Raw genomic sequence first — 22,354 nt, 5'->3', positions numbered from 1 at the left:
TGAAATTAATCAATGATTGCTGAACAATCAGAAAAGCAACTTATCCTGCACATTGTCCACCGTCGCTGGTCGTCGTCAAAAGCGCAACGATTATCGGGGAAATCCCCCGGGGAATGGAATATTTTCCGTCGCTATTTTATTGATCCTGATTATGGATTAAGCGTGAAATCTGGTGCTTTTCCGCTTGCCAAAAAAAAGCGACAAACCCAGTCACAGCAAGGGCTGACGAGGGATACGAGCATCGTCGTAGCGCTAATAAGGGCCAATAGCTGGCAAGGAAAAGAGGGAAAAAGGGCGGCTTATTGCAAAGAAGCCAGGGTAAGCAGCGTTACCCTGGCTTTTTATTTCCCGCGAGCGGGAGATGAGCGGGCTTAGCTCAGCAGCTGGAAGGCGATCATACCGACAATCGCCCCGGTGGTGCCAAGGATGGTTTCCATCATGGTCCAGGTCTTCAGCGTCTGGGCTTCACTGGCGCCGGTAAATTTACCAAACAGCCAGAAGCCGGCGTCGTTCACGTGGCTTACCACAATCGAGCCGCCGGCGATACAGATAGACAATGCCGCCATCTGCGCGCCGCTGTAGTTCAGCTGCTCAATCACCGGCATCACCAGGCCGACCGCCGTCAGGCACGCCACGGTGGCAGAGCCCTGAATGATACGCACCGCCGCCGCCAGTACGAAGCAGGTAATAGCGATCGGCAGCCCCATTCCGGTCAGCGCTTCACCAAGCGCCGGGCCAACGCCTGAGTCAACCAGCACCTGCTTGAAGACGCCGCCAGCCCCGATCACCAGCAGAATAATCCCGGCCGGCTGCAGCGCGTGGCCGCAAATCTCCATCACCCGGTCTTTCGCCATTCCCTGACGTACCGCCAGACCGTAAATCGCCACCAGGCAGGCCACCAGGATCGCGGTGAACGGGTGGCCGATAAACTCGAACCATTCGTAGGCAGTGGAACCCACCGGCACAAAGCGCGCGGCGATGGTTTTCAGGCCAACCAGCACCAGCGGCAGCAGGATCAGCGCCAGGCTGAAGCCGAAGGAGGGCATCTTGCCTTCGCCGAGATGCGGTTCCGTGACGTCGTCAGGAATATGTAATTCGACGTAGCGGCTGATGAAGTTGCCCCATAGCGGACCGGCGATAATCATCCCCGGAATGGCCGCGCACAGGCCAATCAGGATCATCCAGCCAAAGTCGGCGTGCATTTGCGACGCCAGCAGCATCGGCGCCGGTCCAGGCAACAGAAACGCCGCGGCGGCGGCAACGCCGGCAAACAGCGGGATCACCAGCTTCACGAGGTTAGTACCGGTATGGCGCGCCATCGAGAAGGCGACGCTAATCAGCAGTACGATCGCCACTTCGAAGAACAGCGGCAGCGCGCAGATGAGACCGGCGAGACCAATCGCATAGTGCGCGCGATTGTGGCCAAGGGATTTGAGCATCTTGACGGCAATCTGATCGACCGCCCCCGTTTCATGCAGGATCTTACCGAACATCGCGCCGAGCGCGACGACGATCGCCAGGAAGCCCAGCGTACCGCCCATCCCTTTCTCCATCGTCGCCGCGATTTTATCCAGCGGCATGCCGGAGAAGAGACCGGCGCCAATAGAAACCACCATCAAAGCCACGAAGGCGTGCATTCGCGCCTTCATGACTAAAAACAGCAGCAGCAATACCGAGCCGACTGCTGTTAAAACAAGCGTTAAAGTACTCACTAGTGACTGCCTTTGTTGATCACCTCGATGGTGCTGGCCACCACGCCTTCCAGCGGCTGGTCGATATCGACGATAAGCACATCGCTCTCGTCGGCGCCTGGTTCCTGCAGCGTTTCAAACTGCGTCACCAACATTTGGGTTTTAAAGAAGTGCCCTTTACGCGCCTTCAGACGGCTTTCGATCACGTCGAAATCGCCTTTCAGGTAGATGAAGGAGAGGTTCGGGTTGCCCTTGCGCAGAATGTCGCGATAGCTCTTCTTCAGCGCCGAGCAGACGATCAGCGACACCTTGTTGGTACGCTGCATGGCGAACGCGGCGTCATTTAGCGCCTGCAGCCACGGCGTGCGGTCGTCATCGTTGAGCGGCTCGCCGGAGGCCATCTTGGTGATATTGCTGCGCGGATGGAGAAAGTCGCCGTCAAGAAACGCGGCATGCAGTTGATGCGCCACTTCGCTGGCGACAGCGGATTTTCCGCTGCCGGAAACGCCCATCAGGACATAGACGTGGTGATCATGGTTAGTCGTGCTCAAAGCGTCCTCCCACTGGACTGGTACGCCGCGCCGGGGCTGACTCATCCAGCGCGAAGGCGGCGTATCGGTTAATTGTTACGGGTAACTGTTATCGGTAACATTGTCATGCCGGACCTGTGGAGAAGCAATATCCATTCGTGCCAGATGTGAATATGTGTGATCTACTTCAAACTTGTCAGTTTAAATTGATCCGCCCGGTGACAATGTGAAACCTAAATCTAACATCTTAGGGGTAATCGCTTCACCACGAATGCGCGCCAGCAGCCGTTCGGCGCCGATGCGCCCCATTCGCTCGCGCGGGGTCAGGACGCTGGCCAGCCGCGGCTCCATCACCTGGCCGATATCATGGCCGTGGAACCCGGCGATCGCCATATCATCGGGGATCTTCAGCCCCAGACGCTGGCACTCGAACGCCGCGCCGACCGCGAGGTCATCGTTGGTGCAGAAAATGCCGTCGAGCTGCGGATATTCGCGGCGCGCCTGGCGCATCAGCTCAATCCCCGAAGAATAGGACGAGGATTGTTCCACCATCACGCTGTAGGGCGTCATCCCGGCGTCAAGCATCGCCTGCTCGTACCCCTTCTGTTTGATGATAGTACGTTCATCAAGACGCGCCCCCAGATAGGCGACATGGCGGTGGCCGCGGGCGATGATCGCCGCGGTCATCTGCCGGGCGGCTTCAAAGTTATCAAACCCGACGGCAATATCGAGACACGGCGACCGGCTGTCCATCAGCTCCACCACCGGAATGCCGGCGACTTCGATCATCTTCAGGGTGCGCGGCGTATGGGTGCGTTCGGTGAGGATCAGGCCATCAATGTTCCAGGAGAGCATCGATTCGAGGCGTTTCTCTTCCATTTCCGGCTTATAGCCGTAGTGCGCCAGCATGGTTTGATAGCCGAAGGCGTCGGTGACGCTTTCGATACCGCGCAGTACTTCCGAAAAGACCTGATTGGTTAACGACGGCAGCAGCACGCCGATGGCGCGGCTGGTGGCGTTGGAAAGAATGTCAGGGGCGCGATTGGGAATATAACCCAGTTCATCGAGGGCAACGGCAATCTTGCCACGCAGCGCTTCGGAGACCTGCTCCGGGTTGCGTAAATAGCGACTGACCGTCATTTTGGTCACGCCGACAAGATCGGCTACATCCTGAAGTACGGGTCTTTTCTTTTTCATCGTCCTGACTGTGATCAACGGGGAAACATTTTCTCAGTTTATCACGGACAAAGCGCAACCTTCCCTAACATGAGGGAAGGCTGCGCAATTTATTTAACCTGGCTCAGATAACTATCAAACCGGCGGCAGATCGAACAGCAGGATCTCGCTATCGCTGTCGGCATGAACCGAAATCGCCTGCTCGTCCCAGATGGCCAAACCGTCGCTGGTGGTGGCTTTGGTACCGTTGATGGTCACTTCGCCTTTGACCACCTGGATCCACACGCGGCGTTCCGCGGCAATCTGGTGAACCGACTGCTCATCTTTCAGCAGCGCCCAGCGATAGAGTTCCATATCCTGGTACACCTTCAGCGAGCCATCTCGCGCATCCGGCGACAGCACCAGCTGTTTGCCCTGGGCGGCGTCGAAGCGGCGCTGCTCGTAGCGCGGGGTAATGCCGGTTTCTTCCGGAATAATCCAGATCTGATACAGACGCAGACGATCGGTTTTGCTCGGGTTGTACTCAGAGTGGCGCACCCCGGTACCCGCGCTCATGATCTGGAACTCGCCCGCCGGCACCTGCTCTTTGTTGCCCATGCTGTCCTGGTGCTCCACCGCCCCTTCCAGCACATAGGTCAGGATCTCCATGTCTTTGTGCGGGTGGGTACCGAAGCCCTGACCGGCGTCGATGACGTCGTCGTTAATCACCCGCAGGGCGGAGAAGCCCATAAAGTTCGGGTCATAATAGTTGGCGAAAGAGAAAGTATGCCAGGAATCCAGCCAGCCATGGTTAGCGTGGCCACGTTCGTTCGCTTTGCGTAAATAGATCATGTTGCACCCCCGTATGTTGTCGATGGAGTCAGTGTGGACCCATTTCGCCGGCGATCATAGAGGGTGAAAATTGACTCCTCTGTTCAAAAAATATGAACAAGCGCAGAGGAGCCAATTTGACTTATCGGGTAAGGGTAATGGTGGCCGGTGAAGGCTGCTCAAAGCCGCGCTGCAGGATCTCCATATTGGTGAGAACGTCAGTTTCCTTGACGTAATTCGGCTGGCCGTTGACGAGGGTGTCGTACAGCGCGTCGTACACCCGGCCATAATCGCCGCTCTCCAGCGGCACCGCTTCGCGCACCATCTCCCCTGCCTCGTTGACATACACCAGCTCGCCAACGCTGTCGTCCGCGCCAAATCCCGGCTCGCCCGGCATGATATTGGCCTTCAGGCTGGTCTCCTGCTGGTCAATGCCGTACTTCACAAACGAACCTTTGTGCCCGTGAACGATAAATTTCGGGTAATCGATCTGCACCAGATGGCTGGTCTTAACGATGGCCTTCATATCGCCGTAGAACAGCTGGGCTTCAAAGGTGTCATCCGGGTTGGCTTTATTGCGCAGCGAGCGCAGATCGTAAGAGACATGGTCCGGGCGGCCGAACAGCGAAATGATCTGATCCAGGGTATGCACGCCAAGGCCATAGAACTCGCCGTTTTGCGGACCGCCGGGGTTGGTCTCCGCCAGCGGGCGGTAGTTATCAAAATGACTTTCGATCTCCACCAGTTCGCCGAGTTTCCCGCTCTCAATCACCTTTTTGGTGGTCAGGAAGCAGGAGTCGAAACGGCGGTTCTGATAGGGCGTCACCGTCAGGCCTTTGCTGTTCGCCAGGGCAAACAGAGTTTTTGCTTCCTCCAGCGTCGGGGTGAACGGCTTTTCCACCAGCACGTTTTTCCCCGCCTCCAGCGCCTTTTTCGCATATTCAAAATGGCTGTCGGCGTGAGTGCAGACCACCACCAGCTTGACCAGTGGATCGTTTAATACTTCATCAAGGTCGCTGGTGAAATGAATATGGGAATACTGCGGCGCCTGCTCCTCGGGCTTCGCCCGGCGGCGGTAAATGTGCGCTACCTGCCAGCGGTCTTTGCGGTGCAAAACGTAAGGAAGGTGATAGCGGGTGGTGCTTTTACCAAAGCCAATAAATGCGCAGTGCAGAGTCATAACGCTGTCCTTAGTTAATGAGCTACCTTCAACCATAGCGCAAGCCGGTCCCTCACTTCATCCTCTCTGTTCGCTTGCAGTGAAGATTCGTTAGGAAAATAGTTCGAGTATCACTCATACGTAATTATTAATAACTTATTGATTAATAAGTGATTAAATCAACAGTTTTCGGCAAAAAACCTTGATCGCCATGGCAAAACTGCGGATAAGTGGAGAGCAAACCAGGAGGTTGCTGATGACTAACGGAGTAGCCAGCCGCTGCTGATGGACAAACAGTATCTCGCCATAAACGGCGCCCTTTTTTTCTGGCTTCTCGCGCTGATCGCCTGGTCTGTCGATGCAAGCGCGCTGGCGCGCCTGGCGGCCGCCTGCGCGCTTATCGCTTTCCTCCTCCATAGCCAACGGAACAAGATTAACGCGATGTTTATTAAGAAAAATAAAACGGAACCTCAGATATCAGAAGCAGCCACGCCTCCGGCAATTAACCCAGAACCCGAAGCGGTCGCCAGCAAAAAACACGAGACTACGGTCATCGCCAGTGGGGTGCATTTCGTCGGCAATATAGTCGCCAGCGGCCATGTCTATATCCACGGTCAGGTCACCGGCAACATTGAGGCCAAAGAGCATTTGATTAAGGTAATGCGTGAAGGCCAGGTGGAGGGCAACGTCAGCTGCCGGGAGCTAATAATTGACGGCAAGGTGCAGGGCCAGTGTCATGGCGACAGCATCACCATCGAGGAGCACGGCCATCTGGAGGGTACCCTCGCCTATCGCGCGCTGGCGATCAAGAAAGGCGGCGTTTTTAGCGGTCGCGCTGAAATGCTGGCCGCCGCGGAGAACAAAAGTCATATTCTCGGTCTGGTAGCAGACGCCCCCTCCAAAACCGACGCGGAGCCCGTCAGGCCGCAGAGCGCCTGAGATAGCAGCAAAAAAAAAGCCAGCACCCGGCTGGCTAAAGTAATACTGGAAGCAATGTGAGCAATGTCGTGCTTTCAGGCTTTCCGCAAGGGTCTCCCTGAATGCAGGACAATAATAATCATTCTCATTCGCACTTGTCTACTTTTTTTTGCAAATAATGCGTGTTGACTCGAACGCCGTAGTCAGTGATGTTTAAAGGGACTTTTCACCTGAATGAGGAACAAGGAATGAGTGACATCGTGATACGCCATGCTGAACCGAAAGATATTGACGCGATTCGTCAAATTCACGCCCAGCCGGAGGTGTATCACAACACGCTACAGGTCCCTCATCCATCCGAACATATGTGGCGGGAGCGGCTAACCGATACGCCCGGCGTGAAGCAACTGGTGGCCTGTATCGATGAGCAAGTCGTCGGCCATTTAAGCATTGCCGTCGTCCAACGTCCCCGCCGTAGCCACGTCGCCGATTTTGGTGTCAGCGTGGATTCGCGCTGGCACAACCGCGGCGTCGCCAGCGCGCTGATGCGTACCATGATTGATATGTGCGACAACTGGCTGCGCGTCGAGCGTATTGAGCTGACGGTGTTCGCCGATAATGCCCCGGCGATTGCGGTGTATAAGAAGTACGGCTTTGAGATCGAAGGCACCGGCAGGCGTTACGCGCTGCGCAACGGTGAGTATGTGGATGCGTATTATATGGCGAGAATGAAGTAGCGTGTTGCCGGTGGCGGCTTCGCCTTACCCGGCCTGCGTTCGCACAGTTGTAGGCCCGGTAAGCGCAGCAGCGCCACCGGGCAACACATCAATACCCCGCCGTTAAATCATCCGGCGAACGCGGATCGGAGGCGCCATACAGCATGCCGTCCGGCCCTACCATGATGCTCTGGGTACTGCCCATCGCCTCTTTCAGCGCCACTTTCTGCCCCTTCGCCTCCAGCAGCTTGAGGGTATCCGGGCTAAAGCCTTTCTCCACCCGCAGCTCATCCGGCAGCCATTGATGGTGGAAACGCGGCGCGTTGGTGGCTTCCGCGACGTTCATCCCGAAATCGATGGTATTGACCACCATCTGCAGTACGGTGGTGATGATCCGACTGCCGCCCGGGCTGCCGGTCACCAGCCAGGTTTTGCCATCTTTCACCACAATGGTCGGCGACATTGACGACAGCGGGCGTTTTTTCGGCTCCACCGCATTGGCTTCGCCGCCCACCAGACCATAGACGTTAGGCACGCCGGGCTTCGCCGAGAAATCATCCATCTGGTTATTGAGCAGAATGCCGGAATCACCGGCCACAATGCCGGTACCGAAGGTGGTATTCAGCGTATAGGTCACCGCCACCGCATTGCCGTCTTTATCGACCACCGAGAAGTGGGTGGTCTGGTTGCTTTCATAGGGTGCCAGCTTGCCCGGACGGATCTGGCTGGAAGGCTTCGCCTTGTTGACATCAATCTCGGCGGCGATCGCTTTGGCGTAAGCCTTGCTGGTCAGCGCCTGCCACGGCACGTTGACGAAGTCAGGGTCGCCGAGATATTCAGAGCGGTCGGCGTAGGCGTGTTTCTCTGCCTCCGCCATCACCTGCATGGCGTCGGCGCTGCCAAAACCATATTTCTGCATATCGAAGTTTTCGAGGATATTGAGGATCTGCACGATATGGATCCCGCCGGAGGACGGCGGCGGCATAGAGTAAACCTCATACCCGCGATACTCGCCGCTAACCGGCGTACGCTCCACAGCCTTATAGCCGGCGAGATCGGCTTTGGTGATTAGCCCGCCGTGCTTTTTCATCTCGTCAGCGATCTGGTCGGCGATGGCCCCTTTATAGAAGGCGTCCGGGCCGTGCTCGGCAATCAGCTCCAGGCTCTTACCGAGGTTCTTCTGCACCAGCCGATCGCCCTTCTTCAGCGGCTCGCCGTTCTTCCAGAAGATCGCTTTACTATTTTCATGCTGCGGGATCACTTCGCTGCCGTAGGTCTTCAGATCGTCCGCCAGCGCATCGTTAACGATAAATCCCTCTTCCGCCAGCTTGATCGCCGGACGGATCACTTTGTTCAACGGCATGGTGCCATACTTTTCCAGCGCGAGGGAGAAACCGGCGACGCTGCCTGGCGTGCCGGAGGCCAGATGCGAAGTCAGTGATTTTTTACTGTCCGGGTTGCCCTGGTCGTCAAGGAACATGTCGCGGGTGGCCTGCTCTGGCGCCATTTCGCGGAAATCGATCGCCGTGGTCTTGCCGTCTTTAGTCCGCAGCATCATAAAACCGCCGCCGCCAATATTCCCGGCCTGCGGATGGGTGACCGCCAGCGCGTAGCCTACCGCTACCGCCGCATCGACAGCGTTACCGCCCTGGCGCAGGATATCCACGCCGACGCGGGTCGCCAGCGCGTCCACCGAGGCCACCATCCCCTGCCGGGCGCGTACCGGGTGGAACACATCTTCCTCTACGCCATAAGAGACCGGCGGCGGCGGTGGCGGATTGGCGGCGACGGTAAAGCTGCCCCCCGCCAGCAACGCAGCGATGACCACCTGACGCCATATTGTTGTTTTTATCATTGTCTTACTCCTGAAAGGTAGGTTTCATTCCCCGCTTAAGCCTGGTTGATAACTCCTAAAAAATCATTGTTATGGCAGATTCGAGGTACACTTAAGTGATCCCACGCACGGGAGGAGAAAACCATGAAAGCGATTCTGTTTCTGGCGGCGCTGATGCCGCTTGGCGTATTAGCCCAGCCGATCAATATTAATAACAACCCTAACCAGCCGGGTTACGTGGTCCCCAGCCAGCAGCGCATGCAAAATGAGATGAAGATCCAGCAACAGCAGCAGCAGAGCATGCTGAAGCAGGATCTGAACAATCAGACCCGCTCGCAGCAGCAGCATTTGCAAAACCAGCTGCAGACTAATCAGCAGCGCGCGGCCCAGGGCGGCAATCTGAATGCGCCGCAGCAGGTGCGGCCAAATAACAACGGTGGAATGCTGCGGCAGACTAATCCGTAAAGGTCGTCCGCCGCAAATCCGTCTTAAGGCTGGAAATTCGGCCCGATGACATCAATGGCATCGGTGCAGATGCAGTCTACGCCCCAGCACAGCAGTTCGGCGGCGCGCTGGGGTTTATTGACCGTGTACACCAGAATGTGCAGGCCGGCCTGTTTCAGGCTCGCCACCCGCGCCGCATCCAGCAGTTTGTGATTGAGGTGAATCGACACGCAGCCCAACCGGGTGGTCAATTCGCGCCAGTCATCGCGCCACTCATCCAGCAGCAGCCCGCGCGGCAGCTCGGGCGCGGCTTCCTGCGCCGCCTCCAGGGCGTCGATTTCAAAAGAGGAGAGCAGCGGCGCGGTCATGCCTTGCCATAGATCGCGCGCGGCCAGCGCCACCACTCTGCCGGTCTGCGGCCCCAGCCCGGTGGTCGGCTTAATTTCGATATTCGCCATCATGCCGTGACGACGGCAGCGCTCCGCCACCTGGGAGAGCAACGGCAGCGGCTCGCCCTTAAATTCACGGCTGAACCAGCTACCGGCATCGACCTTCAGCAGATCGTCCCACGCCAGCTCGCCCGCCACGCCCCAGCCATTGCTGGTGCGTTCGAGATTATCGTCATGCAGCAGAAAGATCTGCCCGTCCTTCGACAGCTTGGCGTCAAATTCAATCATCGTGTGCCCGTAGCGGGCGCCGACGTCGATAGCCGCCAGGGTGTTCTCCGGCGCCAGTTTACCGCCGCCGCGATGGGCGACGATGCGGGGATAAGGCCAGTTACTCATGCGCGTTGTCCTGTTTCACCATCAAAGAGGTGCAGATGTTCCAAAGGCAGATGCAGCCATAGCGTGCTGCCTGCCGCCGGGCGCTGCTGGTGCGGCAGTCTGACCACCAGCTTCTGTTCGCCCCAGCGCCCGTGAGCGAGGTTATCGGCACCTAAAATTTCCAGGGTGTCCATCAGCAGCGGAATGCCGCCTTGCGCCTGTGAGCTTAAGATAAAATGCTCCGGACGGATACCGAGCGTCATTTTACGCCCAGCGTGGCGCCGGTGCTCATGATTCGTCGGCAGCTGCATGCCGCCCGCCAGCTCAAAGCGACCGCCGTCATCGCTGATGCGCCCTTCCAGCAGGTTCATGGCCGGGCTGCCGATAAAGCTCGCCACAAAACGGCTGGCTGGCTTCTCATACACTTCCACCGGGGTGCCGATCTGCTCGGCAACGCCTTTGTTCATCACCATCACCCGCTGGGCGAGGGTCATCGCCTCCACCTGGTCATGGGTGACGTACAGCGAGGTGGTTTTCAGGCGGCGATGCAGCTGCTGCAATTCCAGACGCATCTGCACGCGCAGCTTGGCGTCGAGGTTTGACAACGGTTCGTCGAAGAGGAATACCGCCGGGTCACGCACGATGGCGCGGCCCATCGCCACGCGCTGGCGCTGGCCGCCGGACAGTTCCCGCGGGCGGCGCTTGAGCAGACCATCCAGCTCAAGAATGCGCGCCGCCTCCTGCACCCGCTCGGCGATCAATCCCTTACCCATGCCGCGAATCTTCAGCCCCCACGCCATGTTCTCTTCCACGCTCATATGCGGATAAAGGGCATAGTTCTGGAACACCATCGCGATGCCGCGATCCTTCGGCTCCATCTCGGTCACCCGTTTACGATCGATCCAGATATCGCCGCTGGTCACCCGTTCAAGTCCGGCGACCATCCGCAGCAGCGTTGATTTCCCGCAGCCCGACGGGCCGACCATGACGATAAATTCCCCGTCCGCCACGTCCAGCGTCAGCGGTTGAATTACCTGGGTTTTGCCATCCCAGCTTTTGCTTACTGCCTGTAGTTTTAAACCAGCCATTTTATTTCTCACTATCGACCAGGCCGCGCACAAACGCGCGCTGCATGGCTAAAACGATGACGACCGGCGGGATCAGGGTCAGCAGCATCGCCGCCATCACCTGATTCCACTGGGTAGTACCTTCGCCGGTGGCGATCATGCCTTTAATACCGGCGACGGCGGTGCCAAGATTCACATCCTGAATAATCAGCAACGGCCACAGATACTGGTTCCAGCCGTAGATAAAGGTGATGACGAACAGCGCGGCGAGGTTGGTTTTCGACAGCGGCAGCACGATGTCGCGAAAGAAGCGCATCGGCGAAGCGCCATCGATACGCGCCGCTTCAATCAGCTCGTCCGGCAGGGTCATAAAGAACTGGCGGAACAGGAAGGTAGCGGTGGCCGAAGCCATCAACGGCAGCGTTAACCCGGCATAGCTGTCGAGCATGTTGAGGTTGGCGATCACCTCCACCGTCGGGAAAATACGCACCTCGACCGGCAGCATCAGGGTGATAAAGATCATCCAGAAGAACAGGTTACGCAGCGGAAAGCGGAACCAGACGATAGCGAACGCCGAAAGCATCGACACCACGATTTTGCCGACCGTAATGGCGAACGCCATGATGAAGCTGTTGAGCATCATCAGCCAGAACGGCGCGCTGTTGACGCCGACGCCGTTCACCCAAATGGTCTTCATGTTCTCCAGCAGATGGCTACCGGGGATCAGCGTCATCGGCGTTTCAAATACCGATTTGTTATCCAGCGTCGCCGCCACGAAGGCGACGTACAGCGGGAATAAAATGACGGCGATACCCAGGATCAGCATGGTGTGGCTGAAAATCGTCAGCCCGCGACGGTTCTCAATCATTGGTAACGCACCTTACTTTCAACGTAACGGAACTGCACCACCGTCAGGATAATGACGAGGAACATCAGCACCACCGACTGCGCGGCGGAAGCGGATAGATCGAGCCCGGCGAAACCTTCGCGATAGATTTTGTAGATCAGAGTGGTGGTCGCCTGCACCGGGCCGCCAGCGGTGGCGGCATCGATCACCGGGAAGGTGTCGAAGAAGGCATAAACCAGGTTGACCACCAGCAGGAAGAAACTCACCGGCGCAATCAGCGGCAGCGCCAGCTTAAAGAAGCGTCGAATCGGCCCGGCGCCGTCGATGGCGGCGGCCTCAACCAGCGAACGCGGAATCGACTGCAGCGCGGCGAAGAAGAACAGGAAGTTGTAGCTTATCTGCTTCCACACCGAGGCGAAGACCACCAGAAACATCGCCTGGCCGCTGTTCTGCGCATGGTTCCAGTCATAGCCCAGCTCGCCGAGGAAATGGGTGATCAGCCCGCGCCCGGGGTTAAAGAGGAAGATCCACAGCACCGCCGCGACGGCGGGGGCCACGGCGTACGGCAGCAGCATCAGCGTTTGATAAAAGCGGCTGCCGCGCACCACATAGTCGACCAGCGCGGCGAAAAACAGTGAAATGAGCAGGCCGCTGACGGTCACCAGGGCGCTAAATTTTATGGTGGTCCAGAACGAGTCCAGGTAGTACGGATCGTGGAACAGCGCAACGAAGTTATCCAGGCCGACGAACTGGCTGGAAAGGCCAAAGGGATCGACGCTCTGCAGCGAGTACCACAGCGCTTCGCCTGCGGGCCAGATAAAGAAAATCAACGTGATAATCAGCTGCGGCGCGACCAGCACATAGGGCAGCCAGCGCGAGCGGAATACCGGACGGGATGATGACATTGAGATTGGGTTCCTGAACAATGCCGGGTGGCGGCTACGCCTTACCCGGCCTACATAGGGCACATCGTAGGCCCGGTAAGCGCAGCGCCACCGGGCAAGTTACAGATTACGATTTGGTCGCTTGCTCGAAGCGACGCAGCAGCTGGTTTCCGCGCTGCACGGCGGAATCCAGCGCCTGCTGCGGGGTTTTCTTGCCGGTCCACACGCTCTCCAGCTCTTCATCGACGATGGTGCGGATTTGCGGCATGTTGCCCAGGCGCAGACCTTTGGTGAACGGCAACGGCGGCTTGTTCAGCATCTGGCGGGTAGCGATATCGGCGCCCGGGTTCTTATCATAGAAGCCCTGCTGACGCGTCAGATCGTAGGCCGCGGTAGTGATCGGCAGGTAGCCGGTTTTCTGGTGCCACTCGGCGGCGTTTTCCGGTTTGGTCAGGAAGTCGAGGAACTTCGCCACGCCGGTGTAGGTCTCTTTGTCTTTGCCCTGCATCACCCACAGGCTGGCCCCGCCGATGATGGCGTTCTGCGGCGCGCCTTTCACGTCGGCATCGTAAGGCATCATGCCGACGCCGTAGTTAAATTTGGCGTACTGGCGGATATCGGCCAGCGAGCCGGACGAGGCAGTGGTAATGGCGCAGTCGCCGTTATAGAACTTTTCGGTAGACTCGTCTTTACGCCCGAAGTAGCTGAAATCGCCCTTCTTGTTCATCTCTTCGAGCAGCGCGATATGCTTCACCTGCTCCGGCTTGTTGAACTCAAGAACCGCGTCGGTACCGTCGAAGCCGTTATTCTTCGTGGCCACCGGCAGACCGTGCCAGGCGCTGAAGTTTTCAATCTGGATCCAGCCCTGCCAGCCGCTGGCGTAGCCGCACTTCATCCCGGCGGCTTTCAGCTTCGCGGTATAGGCCGCCAGATCCTGCCAGGTCTTCGGCGGCTGCTCCGGATCTAAGCCGGCTTTTTTGAAGGCGTCTTTGTTGTAGTAGAGCACCGGGGTAGAGCTGTTAAACGGCTGGGAGAGCAGATGGCCGGTTTTCGAATCGGTGTAATACCCGGCCACCGTCGGTACGAACTGCGATTCATCAAACTTGATGCCCGCCTCACTAAACACCTGGTAGACCGGCTTAATGGCTTTTGACGCCATCATGGTGGCGGTGCCGACTTCATACACCTGCAGGATAGCCGGCGCGTTGCCGGTACGGAAGGCGGCGATACCGGCGCTCAGGCTCTGCTCGTAGTTGCCTTTGTATACCGGAACGATTTTGTAATCAGGATTGGCCGCGTTAAAGCGTTGCGCCAGAGAATCCACTTCTTTACCCAGCTCGCCTTCCATTGAGTGCCAGAACGGGATGGTGGTAACCGCCAGGGCCTGACCGGCAAAAGCCAGGCTCAGCGCCAGTCCTAAAGCTGTATGTCGTAACGATATCATCGGTTATCTCTCTTGTTGTGCCGGATGCGCGATTTCACGCGTTTTATGCTCGCGGGGTAACATGACATGTTCGAATTACAGAAAAATAACTTTTTTATTACAAAAAAAAGATAGTAACGGGTCAGAGAGATGACAAGCCGATGAAAGGACGGGGGAAGTAAAGTGGGAGCTGAGACACGGATAATATTCGTGCGGTCGGCTCCCGGGGTCGGCGCAAGCGCCTCGCCCGGGCTACAAACCGGCGAAGCCGCCGGGTTGCAACGAGTTAACCGTCATCCACGCAAACGCGCGACAATCTGTTCCAGGGTAAGTTGCCCTGCTGCTGCCTCGACGGTCATGCCGACGAAGTCTGGATTCGCTGGCAATATAATTCCATTTCGCTTTAAAAAAAGCAGGGTGATAAACAGTGCCGTACGCTTATTACCATCATTAAATATATGACCGCGAGAAATCGCCAGCAGATGCATCGCAGCGAGTCGCCACACGTCTGTCACACCTTCATATTCAATTTTGTTTAGCACCCTATACATTATCGCTTCGGCACGCCCCGGATCGGGCATACCGGCAACGCCAGGCGTGACGCGGAGCAGCCTGTCGTGAAACTGTATTATCTCTTCCGCTGAGATAATCTGCAGCGTCATTTATCCGCAAGCTCCCTGATCTCATCACCATGAACCGCCATGATAGCCGCGAACTCATCATCCATTCTGGCCGCCTGGTAGCGTTCAAACTCTTCTGCACTAATGATGACTGCAGATTTATGCCCACGACGGGTAATGGTCACAGGTACACCTGTCACTGCGCTTTCCAGCACATCGGCCAGATTTTGCCGGGCTTCGCTATAGTTAACCGTTCTCATAAAAACCTCCAAAGCTGTACTCTTTTATTGTACAACATACATGTACAAAAAAAGAGCCAACAGGCTCTTTTAAATGTATTCGTGCGATCGGCTCCCGGGGTCGGCGCAAGCGCCTCGCCCGGGCTACAAACCGGCGAAGTGAACGACGCCGGGTTGCGATGAATTAACCGCCGAGATAGGCGCTGCGCACCGCCTCGTTGGCCAACAGCGCGTCGCCGGTGTCCTCCAGCACCACGTGGCCGTTCTCCAGCACATAGCCGCGGTCGGCCAGCTTCAGCGCCTGGTTGGCGTTCTGCTCAACCAGGAAGATCGTCATCCCTTGCTCGCGCAGCTGCTCGATGGTGTCGAAAATCTGCTGAATGATAATCGGCGCCAGCCCCAGCGACGGTTCATCCAGCAGCAGCAGGCGCGGTTGGCTCATCAGGGCGCGACCGATCGCCAGCATCTGCTGCTCGCCGCCGGACATGGTGCCGGCGCGCTGAATACGGCGTTCATGCAGACGCGGGAACAGCTCATACACCCATTTGATGCGGGTCTGGAACTGATCGCGGTCGGCAAAAAAACCGCCCATCGCCAGGTTCTCTTCCACCGTCATACGCGAAAAGACGCGCCGCCCTTCCGGAACGATCGCCACCGCCTCGCGCATGATCTTCGCGGTTTGCCAGTCGGTAATATCCTTACCGTCAAAGACAATGCGCCCGCTGGAAGCCCGCGGATCGCCGCACAGCGTACCAAGTAGGGTGGTTTTCCCCGCGCCGTTGGCGCCGATAAGCGTGACGATCTCGCCCTGTTTGATATGCAGGCTGACGTTGTGCAGCGCCTGAATCTTGCCGTAGTGGGCGCTGACGTTGTCAAAAGTTAACATCGCGTTTTCCATCTTATGCCTCACCAAGGTATGCGCGGATCACGTCCGGGTTATTACGAATCTCTTCCGGCGTCCCGTTGGCCAGCGGTGTTCCCTGGTTCACGACGTAGATGCGATCGGAAATGCCCATCACGAGCTTCATATCGTGTTCGATAAGCAGGATGGTGGTGTTGTGATGGTTACGCAGCTCGGCGATAAGCTCGTCCAGCTCTTTGGTCTCTTTCGGGTTTAGCCCCGCCGCCGGTTCATCGAGCATCAGAATTTCCGGCTGGGTCACCATGCAGCGGGCAATCTCCAGCCGACGCTGGTCGCCGTAGGCCAGGTTGCTGGCCTGACGGTTGGCATGCTCCAGCAGGCCGATGCGCTCCAGCCAGGTGGCGGCCCTGTCCAGCGCTTCGCTCTGCGCCCGACGGAAGGCCGGCGTTTTCAGCAGGCCGGAGAAGAGCCCGGTTTTCAGCTGCTGATGCTGCGCCACCAGCAGGTTTTCAATCACCGTCATTTCGCGGAACAGGCGCACGTGCTGGAAGGTCCGCACCACGCCCATCCGCGCAATCTGCTGACCCGGCAGCCCTTCCAGGTGCTGGTCGCGCAGCAGAATAGTGCCGCCGGTGGGCTTGTAAAAACCGGTCAGGCAGTTAAAGACGGTGGTCTTCCCGGCGCCGTTGGGGCCGATCAGCGAGACGATCTCGCGCTCTCTGAGCTCCAGCGACACATTGTTGACGGCCAGCAGACCGCCGAAACGCATCATCAGGCCGCTAACGGATAATAATGGCTGACTCATGCCTGCTCTCCTTTCGCCTGACCGTTTTTCAGCTTCAACTGCACGCGCGTCATTGGCAGAAGCCCCTGCGGACGCCAGATCATCATCAGCACCATCAGGCCGCCGAGCATTAACATGCTGTATTCGTTGAAGTCACGCATCAACTCGCGCGAGACCACCAGCAGAATAGCCGCGAGGATCACCGCGAACTGCGAGCCCATCCCGCCCAGCACGACGATCGCCAGCACAAAGGCTGACTCGGCGAAGGTAAAGGATTCCGGGCTGACGAAGCCCTGGCGCGCGGCGAACAGCGTGCCGGCGAAGCCAGCAAACGCGGCGCTGATGGTAAAGGCGGTCAGCTTGATGCGCGTCGGGCTCAGGCCCAGCGAACGACAGGCGATCTCATCTTCACGCAGCGCTTCCCACGCCCGGCCCAGCGGCATTCGCAGCAGGCGGTTGATGACGAACAGGCTGAGCACTACCAGCAGCAACGCCACCAGGTAGAGGAAAATCACCCGGTCGGAGGGATCGTATTTGACGCCGAAGAAGTTGCTGAAGGTATCCCAGCCGCCTTCGCGGGCGCTGCGGCTAAATTCGAGGCCAAAGAAGGTCGGTTTCGGGATCTGGCTGATGCCGTTCGGCCCGCCGGTGATCTCGGTATTGTTGAGCAGCAGAATGCGCACGATCTCGCCGAAGCCTAAGGTCACAATCGCCAGGTAGTCTCCGCGCAAACGCAATACCGGGAAGCCCAGCAGGAAACCGGCCGCCGCGGAGACCAGGCCGGCCAGCGGGAGACAGGTCCAGAAGCCGAGACCGTAATAGTGGTTCAGCAGCGCAAAGGTATACGCGCCGATGGCATAGAACCCGCCGTAGCCCAGCACCAGCAGGCCGGAAAGGCCGACCACCACGTTCAACCCGAGGCCGAGGATGATATAGATCATCGTCAGGGTGGCGATATCCACCGTGCCGCGCGACACCATAAACGGCCAGGCCACGGCAATCACCAGCAGGGCTATCAGGAACAGCTTCTGCTTCACCGTCGACCCGTCAATCGCCGGCATAATAAATTTCGGCCCGGAGACGTTCTTAACCGCTTTCTGGAACAGCGGCCGCAGCAGCTGGAAGAAAAAGACCACCGCGGTACCGATGAAGATCCACTGCCAGCGAATATCGGCGGCGGTATCGACCACCAGTTTGGTGCCGTTCAGCTCCAGCTGCACGCCCATAAAGACGCCCGCCAGAATGAAGAACATCACGGCAGAGAGCAGCGCCATTGCAATTTGCATCGGTTTCATACTTTTTCCACCTCCGGGCGGCCCAGAATGCCGGTCGGCATCACTAACAGCACCAGAATCAGCAGCGCGAAGGAAACGACGTCCTTATATTCGGTGCTGAGATAGGCGGAAGAGAGCGCCTCGGCAATACCCAGGATCAGGCCGCCGATCATCGCGCCAGGGATGCTGCCGATCCCGCCGAGCACGGCGGCGGTGAACGCCTTCATCCCGGCCATAAAGCCGATGTAGGGGTTAATCACGCCGTAGAACTGCCCCAGCAGCACGCCGGCCACCGCCGCCATCGCTGCGCCGATGACAAAGGTCAGGGCAATGACGCGGTCGGTGTTAATCCCGAGCAGGCTGGCCATTTTCAGATCTTCCGCGCAGGCGCGGCAGGCGCGCCCCATCCGCGAGTAGCGAATAAACAGCGTCAGGGCCAGCATGGCGATAAAGGTCACCACCCAGATCACCAGTTGCATGGTGGTGATCGTCGCGGAGAAGCTGTCGCTGTGGCCGACGACCCACTGGCCGTTAAACAAGCTCGGCAGCGCCACGTCGCGGGAGCCCTGGGTCAGGCTGACGTAGTTCTGCAGGAAGATAGACATCCCGATGGCGGAGATCAGCGCAATCAGGCGCTTGGAGTTACGCACCGGCCGATAGGCCACGCGCTCAATGCTCCAGCCGTAGGCGCTGGCAATCACAATGGCGCCCACGAATCCGGCGGCGACCAGCAGCCAGCTAGTGTCAATGCCCATCATCATCAGCGCGGCGATGATCATGAAGGAGACATAGCTGCCAATCATATAGACCTCGCCGTGGGCGAAGTTGATCATGCCGATAATGCCGTACACCATCGTATAGCCGATGGCGATCAGCGCATAGGTACTGCCCAGCGTGACGCCGTTAAACATCTGCTGCAGAAAATAGAGAAACTGCTCGGACATAAGGTAACCTTTTTCAAACCGCCCGCGGTTCGCGGGCGGAGGGATAACTCGTCTTCAGCGCTTATTTCGCCGCGCTCGAAGAGCCGTCGGCGTGCCACTGGAAGACACCAAACTCAAATCCCTTCAGATCGCCTTTTTCATCCCAGGTCAGCGGCCCAATCACGGTTTTCGCCCCGTGCGCTTTCAAATCGTTGATTAAATCCAGCGGCTGCTGGCTGCCGGTTCTGTCCATCGCCTGCGCCAGCGACTGAACGGCGGCATAGGTGATCCAGACGTACGGTCCGCTCGGATCTTTCTTCTCCGCTTTCAGCGCGTTGACGATGGCGCTGTTGGCAGGGTCCTGATCGTAGCGTTTTGGCATTGTCACCAGCATGCCTTCCGCCGCGGCGCCCGCGATATTGGACAGCGAGGCGTTGCCGACCCCTTCCGGCCCCATAAACACGGTTTTCAACCCGACGGAGCGCGCCTGGCGCAGCATCTGGCCCATTTCCGGGTAGTAGCCGCCGTAGTAGACGAAGTCGATGTTCTCTTTCTTCAGGCGCGCCAGCAGGGCGGAGAAATCTTTTTCCCCCGCGGTGATGCCATCGAAGAAGACGATGTTGGCCCCGGCTTTCTTCAGGTTGTCCTGCACCGAACGCGCCAGCCCTTCGCCGTACTGCTGCTTGTCATGAATGATGGCGATACGCTGCGGTTTCACTTTCTCGACGATATATTTCGCCGCGGTCGGCCCCTGCGAGGAGTCGAGGCCGGCGGTACGCATGATGTACTGATAGCCGCGCTGGGTCAGCTCCGGGTTGGTCGCTCCCGGGGAGATCATCAGGATGCCTTCATCCTCATAGATATCGGAAGCCGGCTGGGTGGAAGAGGAGCACAGGTGGCCGATAACGTACTGAATGCCGTCGTTGACGATTTTGTTGGCCACCGCGACCGCTTGCTTCGGATCGCAGGCGTCGTCATATTCGACGGCCACCAGCTTGTCGCCCTTAATGCCGCCGCTGGCGTTGATGTCTTTAATCGCCTGACGCGCGCCATTGAACTCCATGTCGCCCCACTGGGCCACCGGACCCGACATCGCGCCGACCACGGCGACCTTAATATCCTTGGCCATCGCCGCGTGCGACATCGCTAATGCGACAATGCCCGCGACGATGGTTTTCGCGTTCCTTTTCATGCTGCAGAACCCCGTTCGTGATGTGGTGTAAATGTTTTGTATTTTTATGGTTAAAAAGCATTCTGTGCTTTTATTAAACAACGCCATTTTTACCATTGAGTTTAATGGTTTAGCGCAGTTTTTCACTAAAAAACAGATTAAAACCTCTATTTTTCAGTCGATTAAGCAAAGATAATATTCTGTATTTTGGTGAAGATAAACAAAAAAAAGTCCATCCTGCAGCATAAAATAACGATACATAAGGCGGAATAAAACGCTGCACATTAGGTTAAAATTCTGCTTATTTTTCGATCCATGACGGATTGCGCTACCCTGACAACGCCAGGAAAACGAATCCCCTGATGTACGCGCAAAAAACAGCGCTCCGCCAGACAGCAATTTTGGGTACACTGGCGCCTCTGTTTTGCACTGGATTTGCCGCCCATGAAACTGACCATTATCCGTTTACAGCACTTCAGCGATCAGGATCGCATTGATCTGGGGAAAATCTGGCCGTCGCAGGATCTGTCGACGCTGACCCTTGATGAAAACCATCGTCTCTACGCCGCCCGCTTTAACGAGCGCCTGCTGGGCGCCGTGCGCGTTACCCTGCGCGGCGTCGAAGGTGAGCTCAGCGATCTGTGCGTGCGTGAAGTGACCCGCCGCCGCGGCGTCGGGCAATACTTAGTGGAAGAGACGTTGCGTGATAACCCGGCGATCAATAGCTGGCGCGTCGCCGACCATGGGGTGGAGGACCGCGGCGTGATGGCGGCCTTTATGCAGGCGCTCGGCTTTAGCGCCCAGCAGAATGGTTGGGAAAAGCATTAAGCCGTAGCCCCAATAAGCGGAGCATGACCAAGGAAGAACCCGGCGGCGCTTCGCTTAGCCGGGCTACCTGGCGACTGTAGCCCCGGTAAGCGCAGCGCGACCGGGGTCAGACAACGCATCGGCAGCGTGAAAGGCGCCCCCCATTTAACCCAGCATTTCGCGTTGCAAAAAGGCGTCAAGACCCGAAATCCCCGGGAGCTTACATCAGTAAGTGACCGGGGTTGAGGGCCGCAGACAACGCATTTGCAGAGTGAAAGGCGCCGGTTAAATTATTTGGCGTCGGTCGCCGTACCGTTCGCATGCCAGGTAAAGACCCCGAACTCAAAGCCTTTCAGGTCGCCTTTCTGATCCCACGACAGCGGGCCCATCACGGTGTCTACTGTCGCGCCTTTCAGGTATTTAGCGATTTCCGCCGGATCGTCAGACTGATTCAGACCTGCCTGCAGCGACTGCAGCGCCGCGTAGGTGGTCCACACGAAAGCGCCGCTCGGATCCTGTTTCTTCGCCTTGATCGCATCCACGATCGGTTTGTTCGCCGGCACCTGGTCGTAGTTCTTCGGCTTGGTTACCAGCAGGCCTTCCGCCGACTCGCCGGCGATGTTAGACAGGGAGACGTTCGCTACGCCTTCCGGGCCCATAAACTGGGTTTTCAGACCGGCAGCGCGCGCCTGACGCAGGATCTGGCCCATTTCCGGGTGATAGCCGCCGTAGTAGACGAAATCGATATTCTCTTTCTTCAGGCGCGCCACCAGGGTGGAGAAATCTTTCTCACCGGCGGTGATCCCGTCGAAGAAGACCACGTTTGCCCCGCCTTTTTTCAGGCCATCCTGCACCGCACGGGCCAAACCTTCGCCGTACTGCTGTTTGTCATGTACCACTGCGATACGCTGCGGCTTCACTTTGTCGAGAATGTATTTCGCCGCGGTTGGCCCCTGATCGGAGTCCAGACCGGTGGTGCGCAGGATCAGCTTATAGCCGCGCGCCGTCAGTTCCGGAGCAGTCGCTGCCGGGGTAATCATCAGAATGCCTTCGTCTTCATAGATATCAGACGCCGGCTGAGTGGAAGAGGAACACAGGTGACCAATAACGTATTTGATGCCGTCGTTGACCACTTTGTTGGCTACCGCTACCGCCTGTTTCGGGTCGCAAGCGTCATCATATTTGACGATCTGCAGCTTATTGCCCTTGATGCCGCCCTTAGCGTTGATATCCGCTACCGCCTGCTCTGCGCCGGTAAACTCCTGGTCGCCGTACTGGGCCACCGGGCCGGACATCGCCCCGACTACCGCGATTTTGATATCTTCCGCCAGCGCCGCGCTGCTCATAACTAAGGCAATACATCCTGCCAGTAACGCTTTACCCTTCATATTCATCCTGAGGCTCCCCATTA

At 57.8% G+C, this 22,354-nt stretch carries 24 protein-coding genes; 5 read left to right on the top strand and 19 right to left on the bottom strand.

The features are described from left to right. Positions 1–12: 12 nt before the first annotated feature. Complete coding sequence (locus IB144_RS01605) at positions 13–375, top strand: hypothetical protein (RefSeq protein WP_020325126.1); 363 nt, start codon at positions 13–15, stop codon at positions 373–375. Here IB144_RS01605 and gntU read toward each other — a convergent pair. From gntU to IB144_RS01580, 5 genes are all read right to left on the bottom strand, one after another. After that, on the bottom strand, positions 372–1,712 hold the full coding sequence (gene gntU / locus IB144_RS01600) for a gluconate transporter (RefSeq protein ID WP_065888628.1): 1,341 nt from the start codon (positions 1,710–1,712) through the stop codon (positions 372–374). The genes IB144_RS01605 and gntU overlap by 4 nt on opposite strands. Further along, positions 1,712–2,242 carry a gluconokinase gene (gene gntK, locus IB144_RS01595; RefSeq protein ID WP_002920775.1) on the bottom strand — a complete coding sequence of 177 codons (531 nt, stop codon included), beginning with the start codon at positions 2,240–2,242 and terminating at the stop codon, positions 1,712–1,714. Before gntK ends, gntU begins: the two co-directional genes overlap by 1 nt. A 180-nt stretch (positions 2,243–2,422) precedes the next feature. Continuing rightward, the gene (gene gntR, locus IB144_RS01590) at positions 2,423–3,418 is read right to left on the bottom strand and encodes a gluconate operon transcriptional repressor GntR (protein WP_002920777.1); all 996 of its coding nucleotides are present in this window, start codon (positions 3,416–3,418) and stop codon (positions 2,423–2,425) included. 114 nt (positions 3,419–3,532) lie between these two features. Next, complete coding sequence (locus IB144_RS01585) at positions 3,533–4,228, bottom strand: pirin family protein (RefSeq protein WP_002920779.1); 696 nt, start codon at positions 4,226–4,228, stop codon at positions 3,533–3,535. Between the two features lie 121 nt (positions 4,229–4,349). After that, positions 4,350–5,387: an oxidoreductase gene (locus tag IB144_RS01580; protein ID WP_004200666.1), complete on the bottom strand. Its 1,038-nt coding sequence runs from the start codon at positions 5,385–5,387 to the stop codon at positions 4,350–4,352. Between the two features lie 264 nt (positions 5,388–5,651). Between IB144_RS01580 and IB144_RS01575 the strand changes: the two genes are divergently transcribed. Together IB144_RS01575 and yhhY are read left to right on the top strand one after the other, a co-directional pair. After that, positions 5,652–6,305 (top strand): polymer-forming cytoskeletal protein, encoded by a 654-nt coding sequence (locus IB144_RS01575; RefSeq protein WP_004188304.1) that lies wholly within the window; start codon positions 5,652–5,654, stop codon positions 6,303–6,305. A 227-nt stretch (positions 6,306–6,532) separates the two neighbouring features. After that, positions 6,533–7,021 carry an N-acetyltransferase gene (gene yhhY / locus IB144_RS01570; RefSeq protein ID WP_004181470.1) on the top strand — a complete coding sequence of 163 codons (489 nt, stop codon included), beginning with the start codon at positions 6,533–6,535 and terminating at the stop codon, positions 7,019–7,021. Between the two features lie 88 nt (positions 7,022–7,109). Here yhhY and ggt read toward each other — a convergent pair whose 3' ends face one another. After that, positions 7,110–8,855: a gamma-glutamyltransferase gene (gene ggt / locus IB144_RS01565; RefSeq protein ID WP_004889427.1), complete on the bottom strand. Its 1,746-nt coding sequence runs from the start codon at positions 8,853–8,855 to the stop codon at positions 7,110–7,112. Positions 8,856–8,978: 123 nt separating this feature from the next. On the opposite strand from ggt, the gene IB144_RS01560 reads away from it, so the two are divergent. Continuing rightward, the gene (locus IB144_RS01560) at positions 8,979–9,299 is read left to right on the top strand and encodes a DUF2756 family protein (protein ID WP_004150073.1); all 321 of its coding nucleotides are present in this window, start codon (positions 8,979–8,981) and stop codon (positions 9,297–9,299) included. Between the two features lie 23 nt (positions 9,300–9,322). On the opposite strand, the gene ugpQ is transcribed toward IB144_RS01560, so the two are convergent. The 12 genes from ugpQ to livK all read right to left on the bottom strand — a co-directional run bounded on the left by ugpQ (position 9,323) and on the right by livK (position 20,157). Continuing rightward, positions 9,323–10,063 carry a glycerophosphodiester phosphodiesterase gene (ugpQ, locus tag IB144_RS01555; RefSeq protein WP_019704661.1) on the bottom strand — a complete coding sequence of 247 codons (741 nt, stop codon included), beginning with the start codon at positions 10,061–10,063 and terminating at the stop codon, positions 9,323–9,325. Continuing rightward, positions 10,060–11,130 (bottom strand): sn-glycerol-3-phosphate import ATP-binding protein UgpC, encoded by a 1,071-nt coding sequence (locus IB144_RS01550; protein ID WP_004150074.1) that lies wholly within the window; start codon positions 11,128–11,130, stop codon positions 10,060–10,062. Before IB144_RS01550 ends, ugpQ begins: the two co-directional genes overlap by 4 nt. 1 nt (position 11,131) lies before the next feature. After that, on the bottom strand, positions 11,132–11,977 hold the full coding sequence (gene ugpE, locus IB144_RS01545) for a sn-glycerol-3-phosphate ABC transporter permease UgpE (RefSeq protein WP_004174009.1): 846 nt from the start codon (positions 11,975–11,977) through the stop codon (positions 11,132–11,134). Next, positions 11,974–12,861, bottom strand: coding sequence for a sn-glycerol-3-phosphate ABC transporter permease UgpA (ugpA, locus tag IB144_RS01540; protein WP_002920792.1), 888 nt, complete (start codon positions 12,859–12,861; stop codon positions 11,974–11,976). The genes ugpE and ugpA overlap by 4 nt, the downstream gene beginning before the upstream one ends. Positions 12,862–12,967: 106 nt before the next feature. After that, positions 12,968–14,284, bottom strand: a complete 1,317-nt coding sequence (ugpB, locus tag IB144_RS01535; RefSeq protein WP_004174008.1) for a sn-glycerol-3-phosphate ABC transporter substrate-binding protein UgpB — start codon at positions 14,282–14,284, stop codon at positions 12,968–12,970. A 272-nt stretch (positions 14,285–14,556) separates the two neighbouring features. Further along, positions 14,557–14,925: a type II toxin-antitoxin system death-on-curing family toxin gene (locus IB144_RS01530; protein WP_002920800.1), complete on the bottom strand. Its 369-nt coding sequence runs from the start codon at positions 14,923–14,925 to the stop codon at positions 14,557–14,559. Next, positions 14,922–15,143 (bottom strand): type II toxin-antitoxin system Phd/YefM family antitoxin, encoded by a 222-nt coding sequence (locus IB144_RS01525; protein ID WP_004174006.1) that lies wholly within the window; start codon positions 15,141–15,143, stop codon positions 14,922–14,924. The genes IB144_RS01530 and IB144_RS01525 overlap by 4 nt, the downstream gene beginning before the upstream one ends. Before the next feature lie 163 nt (positions 15,144–15,306). Beyond that, positions 15,307–16,020 carry a high-affinity branched-chain amino acid ABC transporter ATP-binding protein LivF gene (gene livF, locus IB144_RS01520; protein ID WP_004145133.1) on the bottom strand — a complete coding sequence of 238 codons (714 nt, stop codon included), beginning with the start codon at positions 16,018–16,020 and terminating at the stop codon, positions 15,307–15,309. Between the two features lies 1 nt (position 16,021). Beyond that, the gene (livG, locus tag IB144_RS01515; RefSeq protein WP_002920803.1) at positions 16,022–16,789 is read right to left on the bottom strand and encodes a high-affinity branched-chain amino acid ABC transporter ATP-binding protein LivG; all 768 of its coding nucleotides are present in this window, start codon (positions 16,787–16,789) and stop codon (positions 16,022–16,024) included. Further along, entirely contained in the window at positions 16,786–18,063 is a 1,278-nt protein-coding gene (gene livM / locus IB144_RS01510) for a branched chain amino acid ABC transporter permease LivM (protein ID WP_004174005.1), read from the bottom strand. Before livM ends, livG begins: the two co-directional genes overlap by 4 nt. Next, a complete protein-coding gene (gene livH / locus IB144_RS01505; RefSeq protein ID WP_002920807.1) occupies positions 18,060–18,986 on the bottom strand; it encodes a high-affinity branched-chain amino acid ABC transporter permease LivH in 927 nt (308 codons plus the stop codon). Before livH ends, livM begins: the two co-directional genes overlap by 4 nt. A gap of 61 nt (positions 18,987–19,047) precedes the next feature. Further along, on the bottom strand, positions 19,048–20,157 hold the full coding sequence (livK, locus tag IB144_RS01500; RefSeq protein ID WP_004150079.1) for a high-affinity branched-chain amino acid ABC transporter substrate-binding protein LivK: 1,110 nt from the start codon (positions 20,155–20,157) through the stop codon (positions 19,048–19,050). 423 nt (positions 20,158–20,580) lie between these two features. Between livK and panM the strand changes: the two genes are divergently transcribed. Then, positions 20,581–20,964: an aspartate 1-decarboxylase autocleavage activator PanM gene (panM, locus tag IB144_RS01495; RefSeq protein WP_002920810.1), complete on the top strand. Its 384-nt coding sequence runs from the start codon at positions 20,581–20,583 to the stop codon at positions 20,962–20,964. A 269-nt stretch (positions 20,965–21,233) separates the two neighbouring features. Here panM and livJ read toward each other — a convergent pair whose 3' ends face one another. Beyond that, complete coding sequence (gene livJ, locus IB144_RS01490) at positions 21,234–22,337, bottom strand: branched chain amino acid ABC transporter substrate-binding protein LivJ (RefSeq protein ID WP_002920812.1); 1,104 nt, start codon at positions 22,335–22,337, stop codon at positions 21,234–21,236. Positions 22,338–22,354 lie beyond the last annotated feature (17 nt).

Origin of the sequence: Klebsiella sp. K4 (assembly GCF_014596785.2) — a bacterium.
Taxonomy (GTDB): Bacteria; Pseudomonadota; Gammaproteobacteria; order Enterobacterales; family Enterobacteriaceae; genus Klebsiella; species Klebsiella pneumoniae.
The sequence above is the reverse complement of the archived record's forward strand: the minus strand, read 5'-3'. Positions and strand labels throughout refer to the sequence as shown.